This is a genomic window from Streptomyces sp. 3214.6 (assembly GCF_900129855.1).
Classification (GTDB): domain Bacteria; phylum Actinomycetota; class Actinomycetes; order Streptomycetales; family Streptomycetaceae; genus Streptomyces; species Streptomyces soliscabiei.
The window spans coordinates 1,073,777-1,093,438 of record NZ_LT670819.1 but is presented as its reverse complement, the minus strand read 5'-3'; the positions used below and the strand labels follow the sequence as shown (position 1 = coordinate 1,093,438).

The following is a 19,662-nucleotide window of genomic DNA, read 5'->3' as shown; positions in this document are numbered from 1 at the left end:
TATGTCTTCGAAATGCAACCGACCGTGTCCGAGTTTTTTCGCCTTGTGAACGAAGTGCCGGGCGAGGGGGCGGGCGAGGGGGCGGGCGAGGGGGCGGGCCGAGGCTCCCGGCGTCCTAGGACAGCGCGTGCCACGCCTTGGACAGGGCGGCGCGGAACTGCTCCTCCTGGTGGGCCGTCAGCTCCCGCACCATGCGTTCCTCCAGTTCCCGCACCGGCCCGGCGTGCCGCTCGAGCAGCCCGCGCCCCTCCTCGGTGAGCAGGATCAGCAGCTCGCGCCGGTTGCGCGGATTGCGCTCGCGGCGGATCAGCCCGCGCCCCTCCAGGGAGCGCACCAGGTCGGCGATGGACTGGGCGGTGACGAAGGAGTCCCGGGCCAGCTGGGCGGCCGACAGGCCGTCGTGCCGCTCCAGCACGGTGAGCGCCGTGTACTGCAGTGCCGTGATCCCGGACGGCTTGACCAGCTCGTCCAGGTGGGATCGCGCGACCAGCTCCACCTGCTTCACCATGTAAAGCAGGGACGGGGGCGCCCGATGGGGCTGAGGTGCGGACGCTGCTGCCTTGGTTGTCTGGGTGCCGGCCATGAGTCCGAGCGTAGACCATTGACAGGAAACCTGTCCGTAACGAGACTGCGGACCAACAGGAATCCTGTTTGTTGAAATCTTGGCGACGATGCTGAGGAGTGGTGATGACCACCTTCGAGATCGACCCCGGTCGACTGTTCATCGGGGGACAGTGGCGCGAGGCCGTGGACGGAGCGCGGACCGAGGTGGTCGACCCGTCCCGGGGCGTGGTCGTCACCACCGTCGCGGAGGCGGGCGCCGCCGACGTGGACGCGGCGGTACGGGCCGCGCGGGAGGCCTTCGACGCCGGACCGTGGTCCGGCCTCAGCGGCCGGGAGCGCGGCCGGATCCTGCTCCGGGCCGCGGAGCTGATCCGCGCGGAGGCCGACGAGATCGCCCGGCTGGAGAGCCTCGACGTCGGCAAGCCGATCACCCTGGCCCACGCGGTCGACGTCACCAACGCGGCCAACGACTACGAGTACTTCGCGTCCCTCGCCTTCTCGCTGGACGGCGCGCACCGCGACACCCCGATGAACGCCCACGCCTACACCAAGCGGGGCCCGATCGGCGTGGTCGCCGCGATCACCCCCTTCAACTTCCCGCTGATCCTGGCCGGTTCGAAGCTCGCCCCGGCCCTCGCCGCCGGCAACACGGTCGTGCACAAGCCCGCCGACGAGACCCCGCTCAGCGCCCTGTACATGGCGGGACTGCTCCAGCGGGCCGGCGTCCCCGACGGCGTCGTCAACGTCGTCACCGGCAGCGGTCCGGTCGCCGGCGAGGCGCTGCTGCGACACCCGGGCGTCGACAAGATCGCCTTCACCGGTTCCACCGCGATCGGCCGGCACGCGGCGAGCGTCGCGGGCGAGAACCTCAAGCCGGTGACCATGGAACTCGGCGGCAACGCGGCGCACCTCGTCTTCGAGGACGCCGACCTGGAGAAGGCCGTCGGCGCGATCATCAAGGGATTCGTCTTCAACACCGGCCAGTTCTGCATGGGCGGCCCGCGCCTGCTGGTGGCCCGCCCGGTCTACAGCACCCTGCTGAACATCCTCGCCGAGGCCGTGCCCGGCGTGCCCGTCGGCGACCCCCGGCAGGTGGAGACCGTCGTCGGCCCGATGGCGGGGGAGAAGCACCTGCGCAAGGTCGAGGAGTACGTCGACATCGCGCGCAAGGAGGGCGCCCGCATCGTCTGCGGCGGCGAGCGACTCGACCTCGACGGCGGCTACTACTACAAGCCCACGGTCATCGCCGACCTCGCGAACGACTCCCGGGTCGTCCAGGAGGAGGTCTTCGGCCCGGTCCTCACCGTCCAGCCCTTCGACACCGAGGACGAGGCCGTGGCCCTCGCCAACTCCACGCCGTACGGCCTGGCCGCGGGCGTCCAGACGGGCAACCTGGCCCGCGCCCACCGCGTCGCCGACCGCCTCCAGGCCGGCATCGTCTGGGTCAACGACTGGGCGATGCTCGACCCCGCCGTGCCCTTCGGCGGTGTCAAGGACTCCGGCTTCGGCCGCGAGTACGGCCCCGAGGCGCTCCACTCGTACACCCAGGTCAAGTCCGTCGTCGTCTCGCTCGACTGAACGCGCCTACCGGAACACCGGTAGGAACAAAGGGAGTTCAACCGATGTCCACCATCACACGCGCCGCCGTCGTCGAGTCCGGCGGAGCCCCCTTCACCCTCTCCGACGTCGTCCTCGACGACCCCGCGCCGCACGAGGCGCTGGTCCGCCTGGTGGCGGCCGGGGTGTGTCACACCGACCTCGGCGTCGCGAGCGGCGGACTGCCCTTCCCGCTGCCCGGAGTCCTCGGTCACGAGGGCGCGGGCGTCGTGGAGGCGGTCGGCTCCGCCGTCACCGGCGTCGCCCCCGGCGATCACGTCGTGCTGTCCTTCACCTCCTGCGGCGACTGCCGCAACTGCCACGGCGGCCACCCCGCCTACTGCGCGACCTGGCTGCCGCTGAACCTCATCGGCGGGCGCCGTGCCGACGGCACCGGCACCATCAGCCGGGACGGCGAGGCCCTCGGCGGCCACTTCTTCGGCCAGTCGTCCTTCGCGGAGCGGGCGTTGGTCGACGAGCGCAGCCTTGTCAAGGTCGACCCGGACGTACCGCTGGCGTCGATCGCCCCGCTGGGCTGCGGAGTCCAGACCGGCGTGGGCGCCGTCTGGAACGTGCTGACGCCGACGACCGGCAGCACGATCGTCGTGCTGGGCGCCGGAGCCGTCGGCCTCTCGGCAGTGATGGCGGCCGCGCTCACCCCGGCCACCACGATCATCGCCGTCGACAAGGTCGCCGAACGCCTCACCCTGGCCAAGGAGTTGGGCGCCACCCACACCGTCGACGCCGGCCAGGCCGCCCTCGGTGACGCCATCGCGGAGATCACCGGCGGGCAGGGCGCCGACGGCATCGTGGAGACCACGGGCAGCACGGCCGTCCTGCGGCAGGGCGTCGACGCGCTCGCCGCCCGCGGCACCCTCGTCGTCGTGGGCGCACCGCCCTTCGGCACCGAGGTCGCCCTCGATGTCAACGGGCTGCTGGGCGGCAAGCGGGTCGTCGGCCTCACCCTCGGCGACGCCGAGACGCAGACCTTCATCCCGGCCCTGGTCGAGCTGGTCAAGGAAGGCCGACTCCCGCTGGACCGCCTGATCGGCACCTACGCCTTCGCCGACATCGGGCAGGCGGTCCAGGACATGACCTCGGGCAAGACCATCAAGCCGGTCCTGACCTTCTGACCTACGGTCGGGCGACCCTCAGGACCAGCTCCCGATGGTCCGGCCGGTGCCCGCCTTCCCGCGCCGGCACCTGCACGTGGCCATCGGCGTCACCCCGCCGGCGTACCGCGGGACGTTCCGGACGGCCCGCTGAACGTCGCGGTCCGCAGCGGCGTCGAAGGGGTGTGGGAAACGGTCGGTGAATGAGGGGGCGGACGTGCGCAGAGGGCTCGTCGTGGTGACGGCGGCACTGGTGGCTGCCGTGGGATGCGGCGCCGGGGGCGACGGGGACGAGGGCATGATCATCGAGGCCAGTCCCGTGGCGAGCCCTTACAGCGGCCCGCTCCACATCGCCACGAAGCAGGTGGAGGAGGACACCCCGGCGGCCATGCTCCTCGCCTCGGGCGCCGCGGGCCGGGCGCTGGAGTGCGACGGTGAGATCGCCTGGGGCAGCGGGCCCGACGGGTGGAGCGAGCGCGACGGCGGAGACACCCCGGCGGAGGGGCTCAAGCTCTATTTCCACGTGTTCGAGCCGTCAGGTCCGCGCTCCGGATTCCGTGCGGAGCGTAAGGAGAGCGACCGCGTCCTGTACTCCTACGACGTCGGCGGCCGGACGAAGGTGGCGGTCGTCGTCGCCAAGGACCAGAAGAACAGGCCGGGTTGGGGCCCGGAGACCCAGGCCTCCTGCGATCCGGCCGAACTCCCCGTGAGCGTCACCGACTCCGGCGACCAGGAGATCTGGACCGACCGCAACGGGAAGCGGGTCGCGACCACGACACTGAGCAGCTACGCCGGCGCGGAGCACTGCGGCTGGCAGAAGGCGCACTTCCTCGGGATGGGCCCGGACAAGGACCGCCGCCAGTACGTCCGCGACCCCGACGGTGTGCTCGAAGGCGACCTCCTCACCTCCCCGTACGACGGCGACGTCCCGATGCCCCCCGACGCGCACGACACCGGATACCGCTACGGGGACCGGCAGTTGTGGCTCACGGACGACCGCACGACGGCCTACGTCCGCACGCCCGACGGCGTCGAGGCCTGGCCGCTGGCGAAGGACGTGGTGGCCTGCGCGTGACCGTCGCTCAGCGGCTCGCGTGCAGCGCGACCAGCAACTGCCACACCTGGTCGGCGATCTCACCGGGTGTGCCGTCGAGATCGCCGTGCAGCCAGTCCGCCAGCACCCCGGCGAAGGTCGCGGCGACGGCGGAGGCGACCAGCGGCGCGTCCGCCGCGCCGGCCCGCTGGCGCTCGCGCAGGCTGTAGGCCCGCAGGTCCCGGTGCAGCACCCGGCCGAGCGGGCCCCCGCCGCCCGGCGCCAGCAGGGTGCGGTACAGCGGGGCGTGCGGGGTCAGCGAGCCGAAGAACTCCGCCAGCGCGGCCGGCGCCCGTACCGGGTCCGGCCGCCCCTGCCAGGCGTGCAGCGCCTCCACCGCCTCCCGTACGACGTCCGCGCAGGCGTCGACCGCGAGGGCTTCCAGGTCGGGATAGTGCACATAGAACGTGGCCCGCCCGACACCGGCCCGCCGCACCAGCGCGGCGACGCCGACCTCCTCCAACGGCCGCTGCGCGCACTCCTGGAGCAGTGCGGCCCGCAGCCGCGCCCGGGTGCGGGCCGCCCGCGGGTCCTCGGGCTCGCCGCGGGTCACTGCGCGATCAGGACGGCGGCCAGGGCGAGCGCGCCGGGCAGGGCCTGCGCGACAAGGATCCGGCGGTTCGCCGTGACCGCGCCGTACACACCCGCGACGATCACACACGACAGGAAGAACACCTGCGCCCGGAACCCGGTCGGGTCGGCCGCGATCAGCCCCCACACCAGGCCCGCCGCGAGGAAACCGTTGTAGAGCCCCTGGTTGGCGGCCATTGGGGCGGTCCGCCGTGCCATTTCCGCGTCGAAGCCGTGGAACGACATCCCCGGCTTCTTCTGCCACAGGAACATCTCCATCACCAGGATGTAGAGATGCAGCGCCGCCACCAGAACGACCAGCACGTTCGCCAGGATTTCCATGGTCTCCCTCAACTTCTTGGACAGGTGTCCACTATAGCGGGACACCTGTCCAGGAAGTCCAGCCCGCTGCGGAGGGAGATGGGCTGTCAGCGGGGCCTCGTCGCCTCCAGCGCGGGGCTCTTCGCCGAGGACGCCGGCACCCGCGACCCGGCCGTCGACGCCGACTGGCCGCACGAACACGCGGCCGGGTCCTTCGAGACCGTCATCGAGGCGTCATGAGCCGGTACGTCCGCCCCGCCGAACAGGGCGCCGGCCAGACCGAGGTGACCGCCTACCCGGACAACACTGACGCCCCGCGTTTCTACGCACGCCACGGCTTCGCCCCGCCTCGTCACCCTCCGCCGATCCTTCTGACAGCCGGGCAGGTGAAGGTCACACTGGAGACATGACGTCAGCAATCGCACGCCCCGCGAAGCAGCGCAAGCTCGACACGCTCCACCGGCTGGAACACGACGTGGACGCATGGGTCGCCACGGCCGCCGAGGACGGCGCGGCCCCGTACCTGGTCCCGCTCTCCTACGTCTGGGACGGCGCGACACTCCTCTTCGCCACCCCCGCCACCAGCCCCACCGGCCGCAACCTGCTGGCCACCGGTATCGCCCGGGTCGGCGTCGGCCCGACCCGGGACGTCGTCATGATCGAGGGGACGGCCGTGGCCGTGCCGCCTGCCGAGCTGCCGGAGGAGGACGCCGAGATCTTCGCCGGCAAGACCGGCTTCGATCCGCGTGAACTGTCCGCGCGGTACCTGTACTTCCGGGTCCTCCCGGACCGGATCCAGGCCTGGCGTGAGGCCGACGAGCTCCAGGGGCGCGAGCTGATGCGGGACGGGGAGTGGCTGGTGGCCGACTGAAACCGGGGTATCCGCAAGGTTCGGGGACGGGACGCGCTCGCCCCCGCCCGGACCTCGCGGAGGAGAAGACGACATGGCATTGGTGAAAGCGGGCGTCGTGGTGCTCGACTGTGCCGAGCCCGAGAAGCTCGCCGAGTTCTATGTGGGACTACTGGACGCCGAGGCGACCGACTCGACCGCCAACCGTGTGGAGATCAGGGGCGCCGACGGCACCCGCCTGGCCTTCCGGCGCGACGTGAACGCGACCCCGCCGAGCTGGCCGCGCCCCGAGAACGCCCTCCAGGCCCACCTGGACTTCCTCGTCGACGACCTCGACGAGGTGGAACGCAGGATCGTGGGCCTGGGCGGCCGCCCCCTGGAGACCAAGGGTGCCTCCGGCCCTCACGAGGAACGCGGCTACGCCGACCCGGCGGGCCACTCCTTCACCCTCCGCCTCGAACCTTCCACAGCCCCGAAACAGGGCTGACCCCGAGACACCCGGGCCGCCCCGAACACGGGCGGCCCGCGCCCGGCCGGCCGCCTGGCTGCCCTGCCGCAGAGCATCCCCCTCCTGGAGGGCCGTCCCGGAGGTCCTCGTCTCGGGCGTCCCGGGCGGGTTCAGTCCCGGCCGCCCTTTTCCTTGGCCGGCCAGACTCCCGTGGACCGTTCGATCGCCTTGGCGCCGGTGCGGTCGGCGGCGCTGCGGGCCACCGCGAAGATCGCGCCCTGGACTGCCGCGGCCAGCAGGATCTCGCCCCAGCCACGGTCCCGGTCCAGGGCGTCGGGGGCATCGTCCTCGTTGCGTATCGCCATCCACACCTTGCGGAACGCGAGCCCGGCGAGGCCACCGCTCGCCCAGCCCAGCACGAAGCCGACGGGCTGGTAGACAAGGGGGAGTTTCCTCTTTTTGGCCACGGTTGCCTCACTCCTTCTCTCGCAGACGCTCTGTCAGGCTCTGTCAGGGTCGTCCGCCCGCCGGAACCTCCTCGTCGGCGGGCACCGGGCCGGGCGGGGCGCCGTCGCCGAAGGGGCGGCCGCCGAGCTCCTCGCGGTGGTGCGGGGCGAGCCAGTCGGCCAGGTCGGGGCCGAGGGGGACGATCCGGGTCGGGTTGATGCCGGTGTGCACCCGGTAGTAGTGCCGCTTGATGTGGTCGAAGTCGACGGTGTCACCGAAGCCGGGCGTCTGGAAGAGGTCCCGGACGTACCCCCACAGGACCTGATTCTCCGTCACCTTCCAGCGGTTGCACTTGAAGTGTCCGTGATAGACGGCGTCGAAACGCACCAGCGTGGTGAACAGTCGGATGTCGGCCTCGGTGATCGAGCTGCCGACCAGATACCGCTGCCGGGCCAGCCGGTCCGTCAGCAGCTCCAGCCGCCGGAAGACCCCCGCACACGCCTCCTCGTACTCGCCCTGCTCGCGCGCGAAACCCGCCCGGTACACCCCGTTGTTGACGTCCTTGTACACGTCGGCCATGACCGCGTCGATCTCGTCGCGCAGCCGGTCCGGGTAGAGGTCGGGGGCGCCGGGGCGGTGCAGGGCCGTCCACTCGGTGGCGAGGTCGAGGGTGAGTTGCTGGTAGTCGTTGGTGACCAGCTCGCCGCTGGGCACGTCCACGACCGCCGGCACGCTGACCCCGCCGGGGTAGTCGGTCTCCCGTTTGTCGTACGCCTCGCTGAGATACCGGATGCCGAGCACCGGGTCGCGGCCGTCCGGGTCGAGCGTGAAGCGCCAGCTGCGGTCGTCCTGGATCGGGTCGGCGATCGCCATCGACAGCGCGTCCTCCAGCCCCAGGAGCCGCCGGGAGATCACCGCCCGGCTCGCCCAGGGACAGGCCCGGCTCACCACCAGCCGGTAGCGGCCGGCCGTCACGGGCCAGCCGTCCCTGCCGTCCGCGGTGATCCGGTCCGTGAAGTGACTCCTGGACCTCGTGAAGGGCGTGCGCCCGTACGCGCTGTTGCCGTCGCCCCCGCCGCTCATGGTTCCTCCCGCTGCTCGCCGCGGTGCGTGTGTGTCCTGCTGACCGCGTTCCCCGATTTCCGCCGACGGCACGGTGTGATCCCGACCCGCAGGGGCAGTCGGCGAAGGTGAGTACAGCCGACCGCACGAGCGAGCACACGACCGGCCACACGTCCGAGCACACCACTGGCCCCTCCTCCCAGCACACGTCCGACCGCACGACCGGCCGCGCAGCGGATCGCAGGACACGTCTCACCGTCCTGCTGGCGCTCGCCGCCAACCTGGTCATCGCCGTCGCCAAGGCGGTGGGCGGCGTGATCGCGGGCTCGCCCGCGCTGCTGTCGGAGGCGGCGCACTCCGTGGCCGACAGCCTGAACGAGGTCTTCCTCCTCGCCGCGCTGCGCCGCAGCCGACGCCCGGCCGACGAACGGCACCCCTTCGGCTACGGCAAGGAACGCTTCTTCTGGTCGCTCCTCGCCGCCGTCGGGATCTTCGTGATGGGCGGTTGCTTCTCCGTCTTCCAGGGCGTCGAGGCCCTGCGGACCGGCGCCGACGAGACATTCAGCGGCTATGTGGTCGGCCTGATCGTGCTCGGCGTGGCCTTCCTCGCCGAGGGCGTCTCACTGCTGCGGGCCCTGCACCAGGTGCACCGGCAGGGCGGCGGCCTCGCGGGCCTGCGCGACCCGGCCCTGCGCACGGTCGTCGCCGAGGACGGCACGGCGGTGCTCGGCGTCACCCTGGCCGCGATCGGCATGGTCCTGCACATGGTCACCGGGCAGGTCGTCTGGGAGGCCGGCGCCTCGGTGGCGATCGGTGTGCTGCTCGTCTACGTCGCCTACGGACTCGGTCGCGCGGCCCGCGACCAGCTCATCGGCGAGGCGGCGGACCCCGAGACCGGCGCCCGGATCCGGGCGCTCCTCGACGCCCAGCCCGAGATCGACAGCGTGGAGGCGCTGTTCACGATGAAGACGGGACTGGACTCGACGCTGGTGGCGGCCCGCGTCGACCTCATGCCGGGGCTGGACAGCGAGCGGGTCGAAGAGGTCGCCGTCCGCATCAAGCGCTCGATCGCCCGCACGACCCCGGAGGCGGCCCCGATCTTCCTGGACGTGACCGACCGCCCGGCGCGCGAGGGACGCGAAAGCCCCGCCGCGACGGGGGAACGCGGCGGGGCCTGACCTTCGGCTGCCCGGTGCGCGCCCGTTCATGCGCACCCACGGCAGATTTTTCTACGAAATTCCTGGAGGGTGTTCCTCCGCTCAGCGGCCGGCGCCCGGTTCCACGACGAACACCGGGATCTCCCGATCCGTCTTCTTCTGGTAGTCGGCGTACGGCGGATATGCGGCGACGGCACGCTCCCACCACTCGGCCTTCTCCGCGCCGGTGATCTCACGGGCCGTCATGTCCTGCTTGAGGGGCCCGTCCTGGAGTTCCACCTGGGGATCGGCCTTGATGTTGTGGTACCAGACGGGGTGCTTCGGCGCTCCGCCCAGGGAGGCGACCAGGGCGTACCGGCCGTCGTGCTCGACCCGCATCAGTGGCGTCTTGCGGATCTTCCCGCTCTTCGCGCCCCGGGTCGTCAGCAGGATGACCGGCAGTCCCGTGTCCTGCAGCGTCGTCCCCTCGGTGCCGCCTGAGCTCTCGTACCGCTCCACCTGCTCGCGCACCCACTGCGTCGGGCTGGGCTCGTACTCGCCTTCGAGAGGCATGGCATTCGTCCCCTTCGTCCTGTCGACATGTCGTCGCATCGCCGTATCGATGTGTGGCCGGCCATCCGTGTCAGCCCGTCCGACGCGCACCTGCTTCAACACAGGTACCCGTGTGATCCATTCCTCCGGCGGTGCACAGTGCACGCCTACCCCGTCATGCGCACGGCCAGCACCGTCATTACGCCGCTCGACACAAATGCCGTCACCAGGCGCCCCGGACGCCCGGTGAGCGCCCGGCCCAGCAGCGCGCCGCCCCCGGCGAGCAGCAACTGCCAGCTCGCCGAGGCGACGAAGGCCGCCGTCACGAAAACGCCCCGGTCCAGGGGACGTACGGAGTCGCCGGCACCGGCGCCGAGGACCAGCGCGGCGAAGTAGACCACGGTGGCCGGGTTGAGGAGGGTGATGCCGAGCAGGCTCGCGTAGGCCCGGGCCGGGCTCGGCGGGGGCGGTGCGGTACGGGTGCTGAGCCGGTGGGCCCGGTGCCGGCGCACGGCCGTCACCGCGCCTCGGGCCGCCAGCGCCAGCAGGACCAGGGCGGATGCCCAGCGCATCGGCGTCAGCACCGGTCGCAGCGCGGCGGTGACGGCGGTGCCCCCGACCGTGGCGACCAGGGCGTAGAGCCCGTCCGCCGTGGCGACGCCGAGCGCGGCGCACACGCCGGTGCGCAGGGAGGTGCGGGCGGTGAGGGAGACGAGGTAGGTCGCGACCGCGCCGACGGGCACGGCGATGCCGTATCCCGCGACCAGGCCCGCGACGAGCGCGGCCGTCACGGTCGGACGGCGTCGCGCCTTCGGTGACGGCCGGACTGCTGCTGGACCGGCGCCGGAAGAGCGGCGGCGGACATCAGCGGCAGCGGCAGGCGGGCATCGCACGTGGACATGGACGGATCCTGCGGCCCGCGACCGGCCGGCGGCAACCGGTTTTCCGCCGCCGACCCCAGCGCGCCGCCACGGCCCGGAACGACCCGCCGGAGCGAATGATACCGGCCGGATCGCCCCATTCGTCGATCTGGCCGAACTGCACGTCGCCCTATAGGTGCACAGGGCATCTAATGAAGATCGGTATGACGCATCCATCGTCTGCGAGGTCACCCATGACAGACATGACGGAAAAAACAGACCTGACGGAAACGATGAACACGCCGAACGCGCCGAACACGGCGAACGCGCCGAACGCGGCGAACGCGCCGAACGCGGCGAACACGATGAACGCCGTCGGCGCGGGGGCCGCGGAAGGGCGGACGGGCGGTACGGATCCCGTGCGCAGTCCGGCCCCGGCCTATGCCACGGCCTCCGTCGCCTTCCCGCAGGACCGCACCTGCCCCTACCACCCGCCCACCGCCTACGACCCTCTGCGCGCCTCCCGTCCGCTGGCCCGCGTCACCCTGTACGACGGCCGGACCGCCTGGCTGGTCACCGGTCATGCCGAGGCCCGCGCCCTGCTCTGCGACCCCCGTCTGTCGACCGACCGGACCCGCCCCGGCTACCCGGCGACCACGCCCCGCATCAAGGCGCTGGGGGACCGCCGGACCGCCCTGCTCAACGTCGACGACCCCGAACACCACACCCAACGCCGGCTGCTGGTCGCGAACTTCACCCTCAAACGAGCCACCGCCCTGCGCCCGGCCATCCAGCGGATCGTCGACGAGCGGATCGACGCGATGCTCGCCCAGGGCCCGCCCGCGGAGCTCGTGAACGCCTTCGCGCTGCCCGTGCCGTCCACGGTGATCTGCGAACTGCTCGGCGTCCCCTACGCCGACCACGAGTTCTTCGAGGAACAGTCGCGACGGCTGCTGCGCAGCAGGGTGCCGCAGGAGGTGCGTGACGCGCGCGACCGGCTCGACGGCTACCTCGGCGCGCTGATCGACCGCAAACTGCAGGCGCCGTCCGGCGACGGTGTCCTCGACGCCCTGGTCCACGAGCAGCTGCGCGAGGGCACCGTGGACCGGGATGAGGCGATCGCCCTGGCCACGATCCTGCTGGTCGCGGGCCATGAGACGACCGCCAACATGATCTCCCTCGGCACCTACACCCTGCTGCGGCACCCCGAGCGGCTGGCCGAACTGCGCGCCGACCCGTCGCTGCTGCCGGCGGCCGTCGAGGAGCTGATGCGGATGCTGTCCATCGCGGACGGGCTGCTGCGCCAGGCTACCGAGGACATCGAGGTGGCCGGGACGACGATCCGCGCCGGGGAGGGCCTGGTCTTCGCGACCTCCGTCATCAACCGCGACGAGCGCGCCTATCCCGCCCCGGACACCCTCGACTGGCACCGCTCCGCCCGCCACCACGTGGCCTTCGGCTTCGGCATCCACCAGTGCCTCGGCCAGAACCTGGCCCGCGCCGAGTTGGAGATCGCCCTGGGCGCCCTCCTCGAACGGCTCCCCGGCCTGAAGCTCGCCATCCCGGCCGACGAGGTCCGCTTCAAGCCCGGCGACACGATCCAGGGGATGCTGCACCTCCCCGTGACCTGGTAAGAGGCTGCATCCATGCCCAGCGACACGCCGATCCACATCGACACGGACGTCTGCATCGGCGCCGGTCAGTGCGCCCTGGCCGCCCCAGGCGTCTTCACCCAGGACGACGACGGCTTCAGCGCCCTCGTGCCAGGCCGCGAGGACGGCGGCGGCGACCCGATGGTGAAGGAGGCCGCGCGGGCCTGTCCCGTCGGCGCGATCAAGGTGTCCGAGACGGCGGTCTGACCCCCGCCACGGGTGCTTCTCAGCCCAACAGCAGCCGCGCCGCCTCGCGCGCCTGCACCGCCGGGGCGGCGCCGCCGCCGATCCCGGCCGTCACCATCGCGCCCTCGGCCAGCAGGAACAGCGGGCCGGTCAGCGCGGGCGGCAGGGCGGCGTCGGCGACCAGGCCGCCGAGGTAGTCCCGGAACGCCTCCTTGTGCGCCCGTACCTGGCGGGCCACCCGCTCCGAGGTGGCGCCCAGCTCGCCGTAGGCGTTGATCCAGGCGCAGCCCCGGAAGTCCGGCTCGGCGAACCACTCCTCCAGCCAGTCGAACACGGCCAGGATCCGCTCCCGGGGGTCCTCCTGCCGGGCCACGGACCGAGCGAGCCGCCCGCGCCAGCGCACGTCCCGCCGCTCCAGGTAGGCCTCCACCAACTGCTCCTTGGCCGGGAAGAGCTGGTAGAGGCGCTTCAGTGAGACTCCCGAGGCGCCCCGGACGTCGTCCATGCCGACGGACTGCACGCCCCGCCCGTAGAACAGCTTCTCCGCGGCGTCGAGCGCCTGCTCACGGGCTGTCGCGCTGTCCATGGACGAATCACGCTCCTCTGAGGTTCCTTGACGGGAGAACGGGCGTTCTCTACGTTAGCAGCCGCGAGGAGAACGCACGTTCTCCGCTCGACCGCAGTGCAGACCCGACGCCCCTGACCGAGGAGACCTCGATGTCCGAAAGCCGCCCGCCCCTGCCGCCCTTCACCCGGGAGACCGCGGCCCGGAAGGTCCAAGCCGCCGAGGACGCCTGGAACACCCGCGACCCGCACAAGGTCGCGCTCGCCTACTCCGAGGACTCCGTCTGGCGCAACCGAGACACCTTCCTCACCGGCCGCGCCGCGATCGTCGAGTTCCTCACCGCCAAGTGGGCGCGCGAGCACGAGTACGCGCTCCGCAAGGACCTGTGGGCCCACGACGGCCACCGCATCGCCGTCCGCTTCCAGTACGAGTCGCGTGCCGCCGACGGGCAGTGGTGGCGCAGCTACGGCAACGAACTGTGGGAGTTCGACGAGCGCGGGCTGATGACGCGCCGTGAGGCGAGTATCAACGACGTGCCGATCGAGGAGGCCGACCGCCGCATCCACGGACCGCGCCCCGACGCCGAACGAGGGCTGACCTTCCCTCTTGAGTAGGGTTCCCGGGTGACCGAACAGGACGAGCAGTCGCCCTTTCTCTACGTCGTCGTCTGCGCCGCCGGCATCGCCGCGGACGTCGGCAAGCTGATCACCGCCGCGCAGGAGCGGGAGTGGCACGTCGGCGTCATTGCGACCCCCCTCGCCATGAACGGCTTCTTCGACGCCGCGGCGGTCGAGGCGCAGACCGGGCGCCCGATCCGCTCCGCCTGGCGGCGTCCCGGCGATCCGCGGCCCTTCCCCGAGCCCGACGCGGTCGTCGTCGCCCCGGCCACCTTCAACACGATCAACAAGTGGGCGGCCGGGATCGCCGACACCCTCGCCCTGGGCACCCTGTGCGAGGTCTCCGGCCTCGGGATACCCATCGGCGTCCTGCCCTGCGTGAACGAGACCCTCGCCGGGCACCCCGCCTACCAGGACAGCCTGATACGGCTCCGCGGGATGGGCGTCCGGTTCGGACATCCGTACGACGGAGTGGAGCAGGAGGGGTTCGGCTGGGAGCGGGCGCTGGACCTGCTCGGCTGAACCGCCGCCTAATGCGGGCCTTGCGGCGCAAACTCCGTACCGCACGGCCCGGCCCCCTCGCTGACCGCCAGAGCCACCCGTTCCCCGCTCATGGACACCGTCCGGTAGTACCGCCCGATCCGCCGAGCCGAGAGCCCGACATAGTGCCCGATGAACGACCGCCGGAACCGGTCGACGGTCCGATTGGGCTGCGACCCGTGCACCAGACTGCCGTTGAAGAACAGGACGTCCCCCTGCGCCATGTCGACCGGCACCGCCGAGACCCCGGGCGGCGGCGGTACGTACTCCCGGGCGAACGACATCTCCGCGTCCGCCTCCTCCGGGCAGAACAGATCCATCCGGTGCGTACCCGGCACGACCTCCAGGCCGCCGTTGTCCCGGTCGATCACGTCACAGGCCAGCCAGGCCGCCACGCAGGTGCCGGGCTCCACCCGCAGATAGAAGTTGTCCTGGTGCAGCGCCTGCCCCCGGGCACCCGGCGGCTTGAAGTAGAACATGCTCTGCGCGGCCAGCACCTCCTCGCCGAGCAGTTGCTCCAGCACGCCCCGCAGACGCGCGTCCAGCAGCACCCGCCGGGCGACGGGAGAGATCTCGTGCGGGTGCATCACCCTCGGGTACCGGTCGAGCGGGTCGTCGCCGGCCCGCGGCTCGAAGTGCCCCGGCACCGCCTCGCCGGTGGCCTGCAGCGCGGCGAACTCGGCGCGCAGACGGTCGACTTCGTCGACCGCGAACAGCCCCCGGACGACGGTGAAGCCGTCCTCCTCGTACTGTCGCAGCGCGGCCGGGGTCAGGCCGAGGTCCGGGACGGTCATATGTGCCTCCTTGGTCGACCCGCTCATGTTGTGCCGGACCCGGCGTACGGAGGATGCCCATGCGTGCTGACGACCTGCCCAGGACTGCCGTGCCCGGGGATCCCTCGCCGCCGCCCGGGTGGGTGGTGGTCGGTCACTTCGACGAGGGCGTGGGGTACGGCGTCGACCGGCCGCGGGGTTCTGACAGTTGGCTGTTCATCTGGACGACGGACGGGCGCGGCCGGGTGCGGCAGGGCGGCAGCGAGGTACGGGCGGGCGCCGGGGACCTGGTGGTGCTCGCGCCGCGTGTCCCGCACGCCTACACCGTCGAACCCGGCGCCCGCCGCTGGCAGTTCTGGTGGGCCCACTGTCAGGCCCGCCCGTCCTGGACCCCCTGGCTCCGCCCGTACGACGCCGGCGACGGCCTGTACCTCGCCCGGCCTGTCCCGGCCGCACCGCACGACCGGGTCGGGGCGGCCTGGCGGCGCATGTCCGCCGACGCCCGCCGGCCAGGCGCCGCGGCGGAGGCCGGGGACACCGGGATCATGGTGGCCGAGGGCGCAGCCGCCCGCGAACTCGCCCTGTGCGCGCTGGAGGAGGTCGTCCTGCTGGCCACCGCCTCGGCGCGCACTCCCGCGTCCCCGACCGGCGTCGACGACCGTGTCCACCGGGTGCAGGCGCGGATGGCGGGCGACCCCGGCGCCCCGCACACCGTCCGCTCGCTCGCCGAGGAGGTCGCGCTCTCGCCCTCGCGCTTCGCCCACCTCTTCGCCGAGCACGTGGGCCAGTCCCCGATGCGGGCCCTGCGCGAGGCCCGACTGCGCCATGCCGCACGGCTGTTGGAGAGCACCGACCTGCCCGTGGAACGCGTCGCCGCGGCCTCCGGCTTTGCGAGCGCGTGCCACTTCAGCCGTGTCTTCCGCGCGCGCTACGGGACACCGCCGGGCGCGTACCGGGACGGAATGCGCACCTAATTACCGTCCCGAAAGGCACCTCGAAGACATCTCCCATCCAGGATTGACGTTTCGTCAAAATTATTCATGTCGTACGCATGCACGAAACCGCGAGATCCCTTGTTCCTCCTGGTCCGGCTGTGCGAAGGTGTGCCTTGTCGGCGCACGGACAACGTTCTCCACTGCGCGTGAGGCGCCTCCCGTTCTCTTTCCCCCACGCTTCAAAAGAGCTGTCCCCCCACGGACATCAAGGGTGCCGAATCCTGTGCTGGTCGACCTCGCCTCGTGGGCGGGGTCGCATACCGGATGGTATGGACTTTATGCCGCATGTCCCCGGAAGGAATGCAGACCGTGAATGACGCAGGCCTGTCGAATTCCCCTTCGGCGCGCCGCTACGAGGCGACGGACGAACAGCTGAGCGCGGAGCTGAAGAAGTGGACGGGGGCGACGCCCGCGCCGCATCCCGTCGGCGAGCTGCTGGACCGGCACTGGGAGGCCGCCTTCGCCTACGCACGGCTGTGCACCGACGATGAGCGCGCGGCCGGCATGCTCACCACGGCCGCCTTCACCCGGCTCTTCGGCGAGACCCTGCGGCAGAACGGGCCGACGGCCGCCTGGCGCCCCCATCTGCTGGTCACCGTGCGCCGCATCGCCGCCGAGTGGGACGCCGACGGCCGCCGCGACCTGCTGCATCCCGCACTGCGCTCCGAGGGCGAGAACGGCGACCGCGCGGCCGCCCGGCTGCTGCCGCCCGTGCACCGGCGCATGCTGTCCCGGGCGTTCCAGCGGCTGCCGCAGTCCGCCCGCTGCCTGCTCTGGCACACCGAGGTGGAGGCCGAGCCGCTGGCCGTCCCGGCCGGTCTGCTGGGCCTGGAGGACGACGGCGCCCGCGCCGAGCTGGCCCGGGCCCGGGAGCGGCTGCGCGAGGAGTGCCTCCAGGTGCACCGCGAACTCGCCACCGACGACGAGTGCCACCGCTACCACCGGCTGTTGGACGTCACCTGCCGCCGCGGCGGCGTCGACCTCGACCCCGACCTGCGCGCGCACCTGGAACAGTGCCGGCACTGCGCCCACACCGCCGACCAGTTGCGGCAGTTCGAGGGCCTGCTCGGGGCCGCGCTGGCCGAGGGGGTCCTCGGCTGGGCCGCCGCGGCCTATGTGCAGGTCCGAGTGGCCGGCGACGGCGAGAGCGCCGACCCGGTCGCGGAGCAGCTGCCCAGTTACGCGGGCGAGGCCTTCACCGACGGGAACCCCGCCCCCGCGCTGCCCGGCGGCCCGGTCGACGCCGGCGCGGACTCCCGCGCCGGAGTGCGAGCGGGCGCGTTCTCCCGGCTCGGAGCGCGGACCGGCGGCCCGTCCCGCACCCGGGCCGTGCCCGGCGCCGACTCCCGTGCCGGATCGCGCCGTTCGGCCCACAAGGCGGCCCGTCGTGCCGCCCGCCGCCGCAACCTCACCGCCGCCGTCCTGACGGTGAGCGGGCTGGTCGTCCTGCCGCTCGTGGTGTGGGCCGCCACCGGCTCCGGGGACGCAACCTCCCCGGCCGCGAACAGCGGGCCTGCCAAGACCCCGGCGCCCGGGACGGACGCGGCCGCCTCCGACCCGTCCTGGATCGACAGCGGCGAGGACGCCCAGGGCACCCTGCGCGGCCGGCTGCACAACGTCGCCTCCGGGCTGTGCATCGGCATCGTCGGCACCAAGGCCGTCAGCGGCGCCGAGACCGAACTCGCCGCCTGCTCCTCCGCGGCCGGCCAGCAGTGGTCGTACGCACCGGACGGGCTGCTGCGCAGCGCCGCCAACGCCGACCTGTGCCTGGACTCCCGCCTCGGCTACTCGGTCCGGCTGGCCCCCTGCGCGGGAGCCTCCCAGCCCGACCCCAAGAACGTCCGGTACGACTTCACCCTCCAGGGCACGCTCGTTCCGCGCTCGGGCCAGAACCTGGCGCTGGCGCCCGCCGCCACCGACGGGTCGGGCGCCCTCGTCCTGAAGAACCGGGTGGACAGCGCGGCACAGCGCTGGGTGATCGACACCTCGCAGCCCGACGCGCAGATGCAGTTCGTCAACTGGGGCGCCGACAGCACCCCCTCCGACACCCCGGAACCGGCTTCCACGCCCAAGGCCGCAAAGCCCCCGACGCCCACGCCCGCGCCGACGCCGTCCGCCACCCCGACGGCCCCGCCGTCGACGAGCCCCTCCGCGGGCTCGAACAACACGTCCTGCTCGCCCTCCAACTGGTCCTCCTGCTCGTGGGGCGGCGGGCCGGGCTCCGGCGGCTCCGGATACGGCTACGGCGGCTCGGGCTACGGCGGCGGCTACGGTGGGGGATACGGCTACGGCGGAGGCTACGGCGGCTACGGCTACGGCTACGGCTCCGGCTTCGGCGGCGGGCGCCCCTGACGACCGAGCGCTCAGACGCCGACCAGCTGCAGCGACGCCCACAGCGCGACGACGGCCGCGGCCAGCGCGGTCGGCACCGTGAGCAGGCCGAGGCGGGTGAACTCGCCGACCGCGACCCGCTGCTCACGTGCCTGGACCACGCGCCGCCACAGCAGCGTCGCCAGCGATCCCGCGTACGTCAGGTTCGGGCCGATGTTCACCCCGAGCAGCACCGCGAGCACCGCCCCGGTCCCGGCCGGGGCGGCGAGCGGCACCAGGACCAGCACCGCGGGCAGGTTGTTGATCAGGTTCGCCAGGACGGCGGCCAGCGCGGCCACGGCGAGCAGGGCCAAGAGGCCCGAGCCGTCGGGCAGGACATGCCGCAGCGCGCCGGCGAGCCCGTTGTCGACCACCGCGCGCACGATGATCCCGAGCGCCAGCACGAACGCCAGGAACCCGGGCGCGGCGGCCCGCACCACGGCGACCGGCGTCACCCGCCGCCGCACCAGCGCCCGCCCCGCCATCACCAGGGCTCCCGCGCACGCGGCCCACGCCGGTTCGATCCCGACCGCGGAGGCCACGACGAACCCGGCGAGCGTGCAGGCGACGGTAACCAGCGCGAACAGCGGCAGAGCGGGCGCCGGGCCGTCGTCGGGGGCGGGTTCGGCGGCGGGCAGGTCGTCGGCGAAGAAGCGCCGGAAGACCAGATATTCGGCACCGACCGCGACCACCCAGGGCAGCGCCATCAGCGCGGCGAACCGGCTGAAGCTCAGCCCGCTCGCCTCGAACGCCAGCAGGTTGGTGAGGTTGGAGACCGGCAGCAGCAGCGAGGCCGTGTTCGACAGGTGCGCGGTCGCGTAGACGTGCGGTCTGGCGCGGACCCCCATGCGGGCGGCGGTGGCGAACACCACCGGCGTCAGCAGCACCACGGTCGCGTCCAGACTGAGCACGGCCGTGACCACCGAGGCCAGCACGAACACGGCGACCAGCAGGCGCCGCGGCCGCCCCGCGGCACGGCGGGCCATCCACGCCCCGCATGCCGTGAACAGTCCCTCGACGTCGCACAGGTGGGCCAGCACCAGCACCGCCGCGAGGAAGCCGATCACCGGCCCGAGCCGCTCGGCCTCCGCCAGCGCGTGCTCCGGCGAGACCGTCCCGAGGGCGACCGCCACGGCCGCGGCCGGAACGGCGACGACGGCCTCCGACCGTCCGGCGGGACGCAGTACGGCCCACCCCAGAGCGGCGGCGAGCAGGACGACGGACAGCGTTTCGGCGAGCGGGGCGTTCAGGGGAGTTCTCCGGGGCAGGCGGTCGGGCGGCGCCCGCCCATCGAACTGGTCCGGGTGTCCGTCCATGAAAACATGGGCGGGTAAAACACCCGCCAAGTGGTGT

The 19,662-nt window shown here is 72.6% G+C and carries 24 protein-coding genes; 14 read left to right on the top strand and 10 right to left on the bottom strand.

Annotation, left to right across the window (positions count from 1 at the left end):
• Positions 1 to 115: 115 nt before the first annotated feature.
• On the bottom strand, positions 116 to 583 hold the full coding sequence (locus B5557_RS04830; RefSeq protein ID WP_079657945.1) for a MarR family winged helix-turn-helix transcriptional regulator: 468 nt from the start codon (positions 581 to 583) through the stop codon (positions 116 to 118).
• Positions 584 to 687: 104 nt separating this feature from the next.
• On the opposite strand from B5557_RS04830, the gene B5557_RS04825 reads away from it, so the two are divergent.
• The 3 genes from B5557_RS04825 to B5557_RS04815 all read left to right on the top strand — a co-directional run bounded on the left by B5557_RS04825 (position 688) and on the right by B5557_RS04815 (position 4,347).
• Entirely contained in the window at positions 688 to 2,142 is a 1,455-nt protein-coding gene (locus B5557_RS04825; protein WP_079657944.1) for an aldehyde dehydrogenase family protein, read from the top strand.
• A gap of 44 nt (positions 2,143 to 2,186) precedes the next feature.
• Positions 2,187 to 3,293, top strand: coding sequence for an NAD(P)-dependent alcohol dehydrogenase (locus tag B5557_RS04820; RefSeq protein ID WP_079657943.1), 1,107 nt, complete (start codon positions 2,187 to 2,189; stop codon positions 3,291 to 3,293).
• A 196-nt stretch (positions 3,294 to 3,489) separates the two neighbouring features.
• The gene (locus B5557_RS04815) at positions 3,490 to 4,347 is read left to right on the top strand and encodes a hypothetical protein (RefSeq protein WP_079657942.1); all 858 of its coding nucleotides are present in this window, start codon (positions 3,490 to 3,492) and stop codon (positions 4,345 to 4,347) included.
• A gap of 7 nt (positions 4,348 to 4,354) precedes the next feature.
• Here B5557_RS04815 and B5557_RS04810 read toward each other — a convergent pair whose 3' ends face one another.
• Positions 4,355 to 4,918 carry a TetR/AcrR family transcriptional regulator gene (locus B5557_RS04810; protein ID WP_079657941.1) on the bottom strand — a complete coding sequence of 188 codons (564 nt, stop codon included), beginning with the start codon at positions 4,916 to 4,918 and terminating at the stop codon, positions 4,355 to 4,357.
• Entirely contained in the window at positions 4,915 to 5,277 is a 363-nt protein-coding gene (locus B5557_RS04805) for a DUF1304 domain-containing protein (RefSeq protein WP_079657940.1), read from the bottom strand. The genes B5557_RS04810 and B5557_RS04805 overlap by 4 nt, the downstream gene beginning before the upstream one ends.
• A gap of 24 nt (positions 5,278 to 5,301) precedes the next feature.
• Here B5557_RS04805 and B5557_RS43530 point away from each other — a divergent pair, with 24 nt between their 5' ends.
• From B5557_RS43530 to B5557_RS04795, 4 genes are all read left to right on the top strand, one after another.
• Positions 5,302 to 5,496: a hypothetical protein gene (locus B5557_RS43530; protein ID WP_143688140.1), complete on the top strand. Its 195-nt coding sequence runs from the start codon at positions 5,302 to 5,304 to the stop codon at positions 5,494 to 5,496.
• A complete protein-coding gene (locus B5557_RS43525; protein WP_159424326.1) occupies positions 5,493 to 5,666 on the top strand; it encodes a hypothetical protein in 174 nt (57 codons plus the stop codon). Before B5557_RS43530 ends, B5557_RS43525 begins: the two co-directional genes overlap by 4 nt.
• Positions 5,663 to 6,127, top strand: coding sequence for a pyridoxamine 5'-phosphate oxidase family protein (locus B5557_RS04800; protein ID WP_079657939.1), 465 nt, complete (start codon positions 5,663 to 5,665; stop codon positions 6,125 to 6,127). Before B5557_RS43525 ends, B5557_RS04800 begins: the two co-directional genes overlap by 4 nt.
• Before the next feature lie 73 nt (positions 6,128 to 6,200).
• Positions 6,201 to 6,593: a VOC family protein gene (locus tag B5557_RS04795; RefSeq protein ID WP_079657938.1), complete on the top strand. Its 393-nt coding sequence runs from the start codon at positions 6,201 to 6,203 to the stop codon at positions 6,591 to 6,593.
• A 131-nt stretch (positions 6,594 to 6,724) separates the two neighbouring features.
• Here the strand turns inward: B5557_RS04795 and B5557_RS04790 are convergent, their stop codons facing one another.
• Positions 6,725 to 7,021: a DUF4235 domain-containing protein gene (locus tag B5557_RS04790; RefSeq protein WP_079657937.1), complete on the bottom strand. Its 297-nt coding sequence runs from the start codon at positions 7,019 to 7,021 to the stop codon at positions 6,725 to 6,727.
• Positions 7,022 to 7,064: 43 nt separating this feature from the next.
• Positions 7,065 to 8,084 (bottom strand): glutathione S-transferase family protein, encoded by a 1,020-nt coding sequence (locus tag B5557_RS04785; protein ID WP_079657936.1) that lies wholly within the window; start codon positions 8,082 to 8,084, stop codon positions 7,065 to 7,067.
• 239 nt (positions 8,085 to 8,323) lie between these two features.
• Here B5557_RS04785 and B5557_RS04780 point away from each other — a divergent pair, with 239 nt between their 5' ends.
• Complete coding sequence (locus B5557_RS04780) at positions 8,324 to 9,241, top strand: cation diffusion facilitator family transporter (RefSeq protein WP_231976533.1); 918 nt, start codon at positions 8,324 to 8,326, stop codon at positions 9,239 to 9,241.
• A gap of 81 nt (positions 9,242 to 9,322) precedes the next feature.
• Here B5557_RS04780 and B5557_RS04775 read toward each other — a convergent pair whose 3' ends face one another.
• A complete protein-coding gene (locus tag B5557_RS04775; protein ID WP_079657934.1) occupies positions 9,323 to 9,772 on the bottom strand; it encodes a nitroreductase family deazaflavin-dependent oxidoreductase in 450 nt (149 codons plus the stop codon).
• Positions 9,773 to 9,918: 146 nt separating this feature from the next.
• The gene (locus tag B5557_RS04770; protein ID WP_079657933.1) at positions 9,919 to 10,542 is read right to left on the bottom strand and encodes a LysE family transporter; all 624 of its coding nucleotides are present in this window, start codon (positions 10,540 to 10,542) and stop codon (positions 9,919 to 9,921) included.
• A gap of 332 nt (positions 10,543 to 10,874) precedes the next feature.
• On the opposite strand from B5557_RS04770, the gene B5557_RS04765 reads away from it, so the two are divergent.
• Positions 10,875 to 12,245: a cytochrome P450 gene (locus B5557_RS04765; protein ID WP_231976253.1), complete on the top strand. Its 1,371-nt coding sequence runs from the start codon at positions 10,875 to 10,877 to the stop codon at positions 12,243 to 12,245.
• Positions 12,246 to 12,257: 12 nt separating this feature from the next.
• Positions 12,258 to 12,470 (top strand): ferredoxin, encoded by a 213-nt coding sequence (locus B5557_RS04760; protein ID WP_079657932.1) that lies wholly within the window; start codon positions 12,258 to 12,260, stop codon positions 12,468 to 12,470.
• A 19-nt stretch (positions 12,471 to 12,489) separates the two neighbouring features.
• Here the strand turns inward: B5557_RS04760 and B5557_RS04755 are convergent, their stop codons facing one another.
• Positions 12,490 to 13,035 (bottom strand): TetR/AcrR family transcriptional regulator, encoded by a 546-nt coding sequence (locus tag B5557_RS04755; RefSeq protein WP_079657931.1) that lies wholly within the window; start codon positions 13,033 to 13,035, stop codon positions 12,490 to 12,492.
• 131 nt (positions 13,036 to 13,166) lie between these two features.
• On the opposite strand from B5557_RS04755, the gene B5557_RS04750 reads away from it, so the two are divergent.
• The gene (locus tag B5557_RS04750) at positions 13,167 to 13,628 is read left to right on the top strand and encodes a nuclear transport factor 2 family protein (protein ID WP_079657930.1); all 462 of its coding nucleotides are present in this window, start codon (positions 13,167 to 13,169) and stop codon (positions 13,626 to 13,628) included.
• A gap of 9 nt (positions 13,629 to 13,637) precedes the next feature.
• Positions 13,638 to 14,153: a flavoprotein gene (locus tag B5557_RS04745; protein ID WP_079657929.1), complete on the top strand. Its 516-nt coding sequence runs from the start codon at positions 13,638 to 13,640 to the stop codon at positions 14,151 to 14,153.
• 8 nt (positions 14,154 to 14,161) lie between these two features.
• Here B5557_RS04745 and B5557_RS04740 read toward each other — a convergent pair whose 3' ends face one another.
• Complete coding sequence (locus B5557_RS04740) at positions 14,162 to 14,965, bottom strand: phytanoyl-CoA dioxygenase family protein (RefSeq protein WP_079657928.1); 804 nt, start codon at positions 14,963 to 14,965, stop codon at positions 14,162 to 14,164.
• A 59-nt stretch (positions 14,966 to 15,024) separates the two neighbouring features.
• On the opposite strand from B5557_RS04740, the gene B5557_RS04735 reads away from it, so the two are divergent.
• On the top strand, positions 15,025 to 15,918 hold the full coding sequence (locus B5557_RS04735; RefSeq protein WP_079657927.1) for a helix-turn-helix domain-containing protein: 894 nt from the start codon (positions 15,025 to 15,027) through the stop codon (positions 15,916 to 15,918).
• A 321-nt stretch (positions 15,919 to 16,239) separates the two neighbouring features.
• Positions 16,240 to 18,291, top strand: a complete 2,052-nt coding sequence (locus tag B5557_RS04730; protein WP_079657926.1) for a ricin-type beta-trefoil lectin domain protein — start codon at positions 16,240 to 16,242, stop codon at positions 18,289 to 18,291.
• An 11-nt stretch (positions 18,292 to 18,302) separates the two neighbouring features.
• On the opposite strand, the gene B5557_RS04725 is transcribed toward B5557_RS04730, so the two are convergent.
• Positions 18,303 to 19,625 (bottom strand): SLC13 family permease, encoded by a 1,323-nt coding sequence (locus B5557_RS04725; protein ID WP_231976252.1) that lies wholly within the window; start codon positions 19,623 to 19,625, stop codon positions 18,303 to 18,305.
• Positions 19,626 to 19,662 lie beyond the last annotated feature (37 nt).

Excerpts from the sequence above, each read along its gene's own strand:
- B5557_RS04830 (WP_079657945.1), bottom strand. The coding sequence starts at position 583 with ATGGCCGGCACCCAGACAACCAAGGCAGCAGCGTCCGCACCTCAGCCC.
- B5557_RS04825 (WP_079657944.1), top strand. The coding sequence starts at position 688 with ATGACCACCTTCGAGATCGACCCCGGTCGACTGTTCATCGGGGGACAG.
- B5557_RS04820 (WP_079657943.1), top strand. The coding sequence starts at position 2,187 with ATGTCCACCATCACACGCGCCGCCGTCGTCGAGTCCGGCGGAGCCCCC.
- B5557_RS04805 (WP_079657940.1), bottom strand. The coding sequence starts at position 5,277 with ATGGAAATCCTGGCGAACGTGCTGGTCGTTCTGGTGGCGGCGCTGCAT.
- B5557_RS43525 (WP_159424326.1), top strand. The coding sequence starts at position 5,493 with ATGAGCCGGTACGTCCGCCCCGCCGAACAGGGCGCCGGCCAGACCGAG.
- B5557_RS04800 (WP_079657939.1), top strand. The coding sequence starts at position 5,663 with ATGACGTCAGCAATCGCACGCCCCGCGAAGCAGCGCAAGCTCGACACG.
- B5557_RS04795 (WP_079657938.1), top strand. The coding sequence starts at position 6,201 with ATGGCATTGGTGAAAGCGGGCGTCGTGGTGCTCGACTGTGCCGAGCCC.
- B5557_RS04785 (WP_079657936.1), bottom strand. The coding sequence starts at position 8,084 with ATGAGCGGCGGGGGCGACGGCAACAGCGCGTACGGGCGCACGCCCTTC.
- B5557_RS04775 (WP_079657934.1), bottom strand. The coding sequence starts at position 9,772 with ATGCCTCTCGAAGGCGAGTACGAGCCCAGCCCGACGCAGTGGGTGCGC.
- B5557_RS04765 (WP_231976253.1), top strand. The coding sequence starts at position 10,875 with ATGACGGAAAAAACAGACCTGACGGAAACGATGAACACGCCGAACGCG.
- B5557_RS04760 (WP_079657932.1), top strand. The coding sequence starts at position 12,258 with ATGCCCAGCGACACGCCGATCCACATCGACACGGACGTCTGCATCGGC.
- B5557_RS04755 (WP_079657931.1), bottom strand. The coding sequence starts at position 13,035 with ATGGACAGCGCGACAGCCCGTGAGCAGGCGCTCGACGCCGCGGAGAAG.
- B5557_RS04750 (WP_079657930.1), top strand. The coding sequence starts at position 13,167 with ATGTCCGAAAGCCGCCCGCCCCTGCCGCCCTTCACCCGGGAGACCGCG.
- B5557_RS04740 (WP_079657928.1), bottom strand. The coding sequence starts at position 14,965 with ATGACCGTCCCGGACCTCGGCCTGACCCCGGCCGCGCTGCGACAGTAC.
- B5557_RS04735 (WP_079657927.1), top strand. The coding sequence starts at position 15,025 with ATGCGTGCTGACGACCTGCCCAGGACTGCCGTGCCCGGGGATCCCTCG.
- B5557_RS04730 (WP_079657926.1), top strand. The coding sequence starts at position 16,240 with ATGCAGACCGTGAATGACGCAGGCCTGTCGAATTCCCCTTCGGCGCGC.
- B5557_RS04725 (WP_231976252.1), bottom strand. The coding sequence starts at position 19,625 with ATGGACGGACACCCGGACCAGTTCGATGGGCGGGCGCCGCCCGACCGC.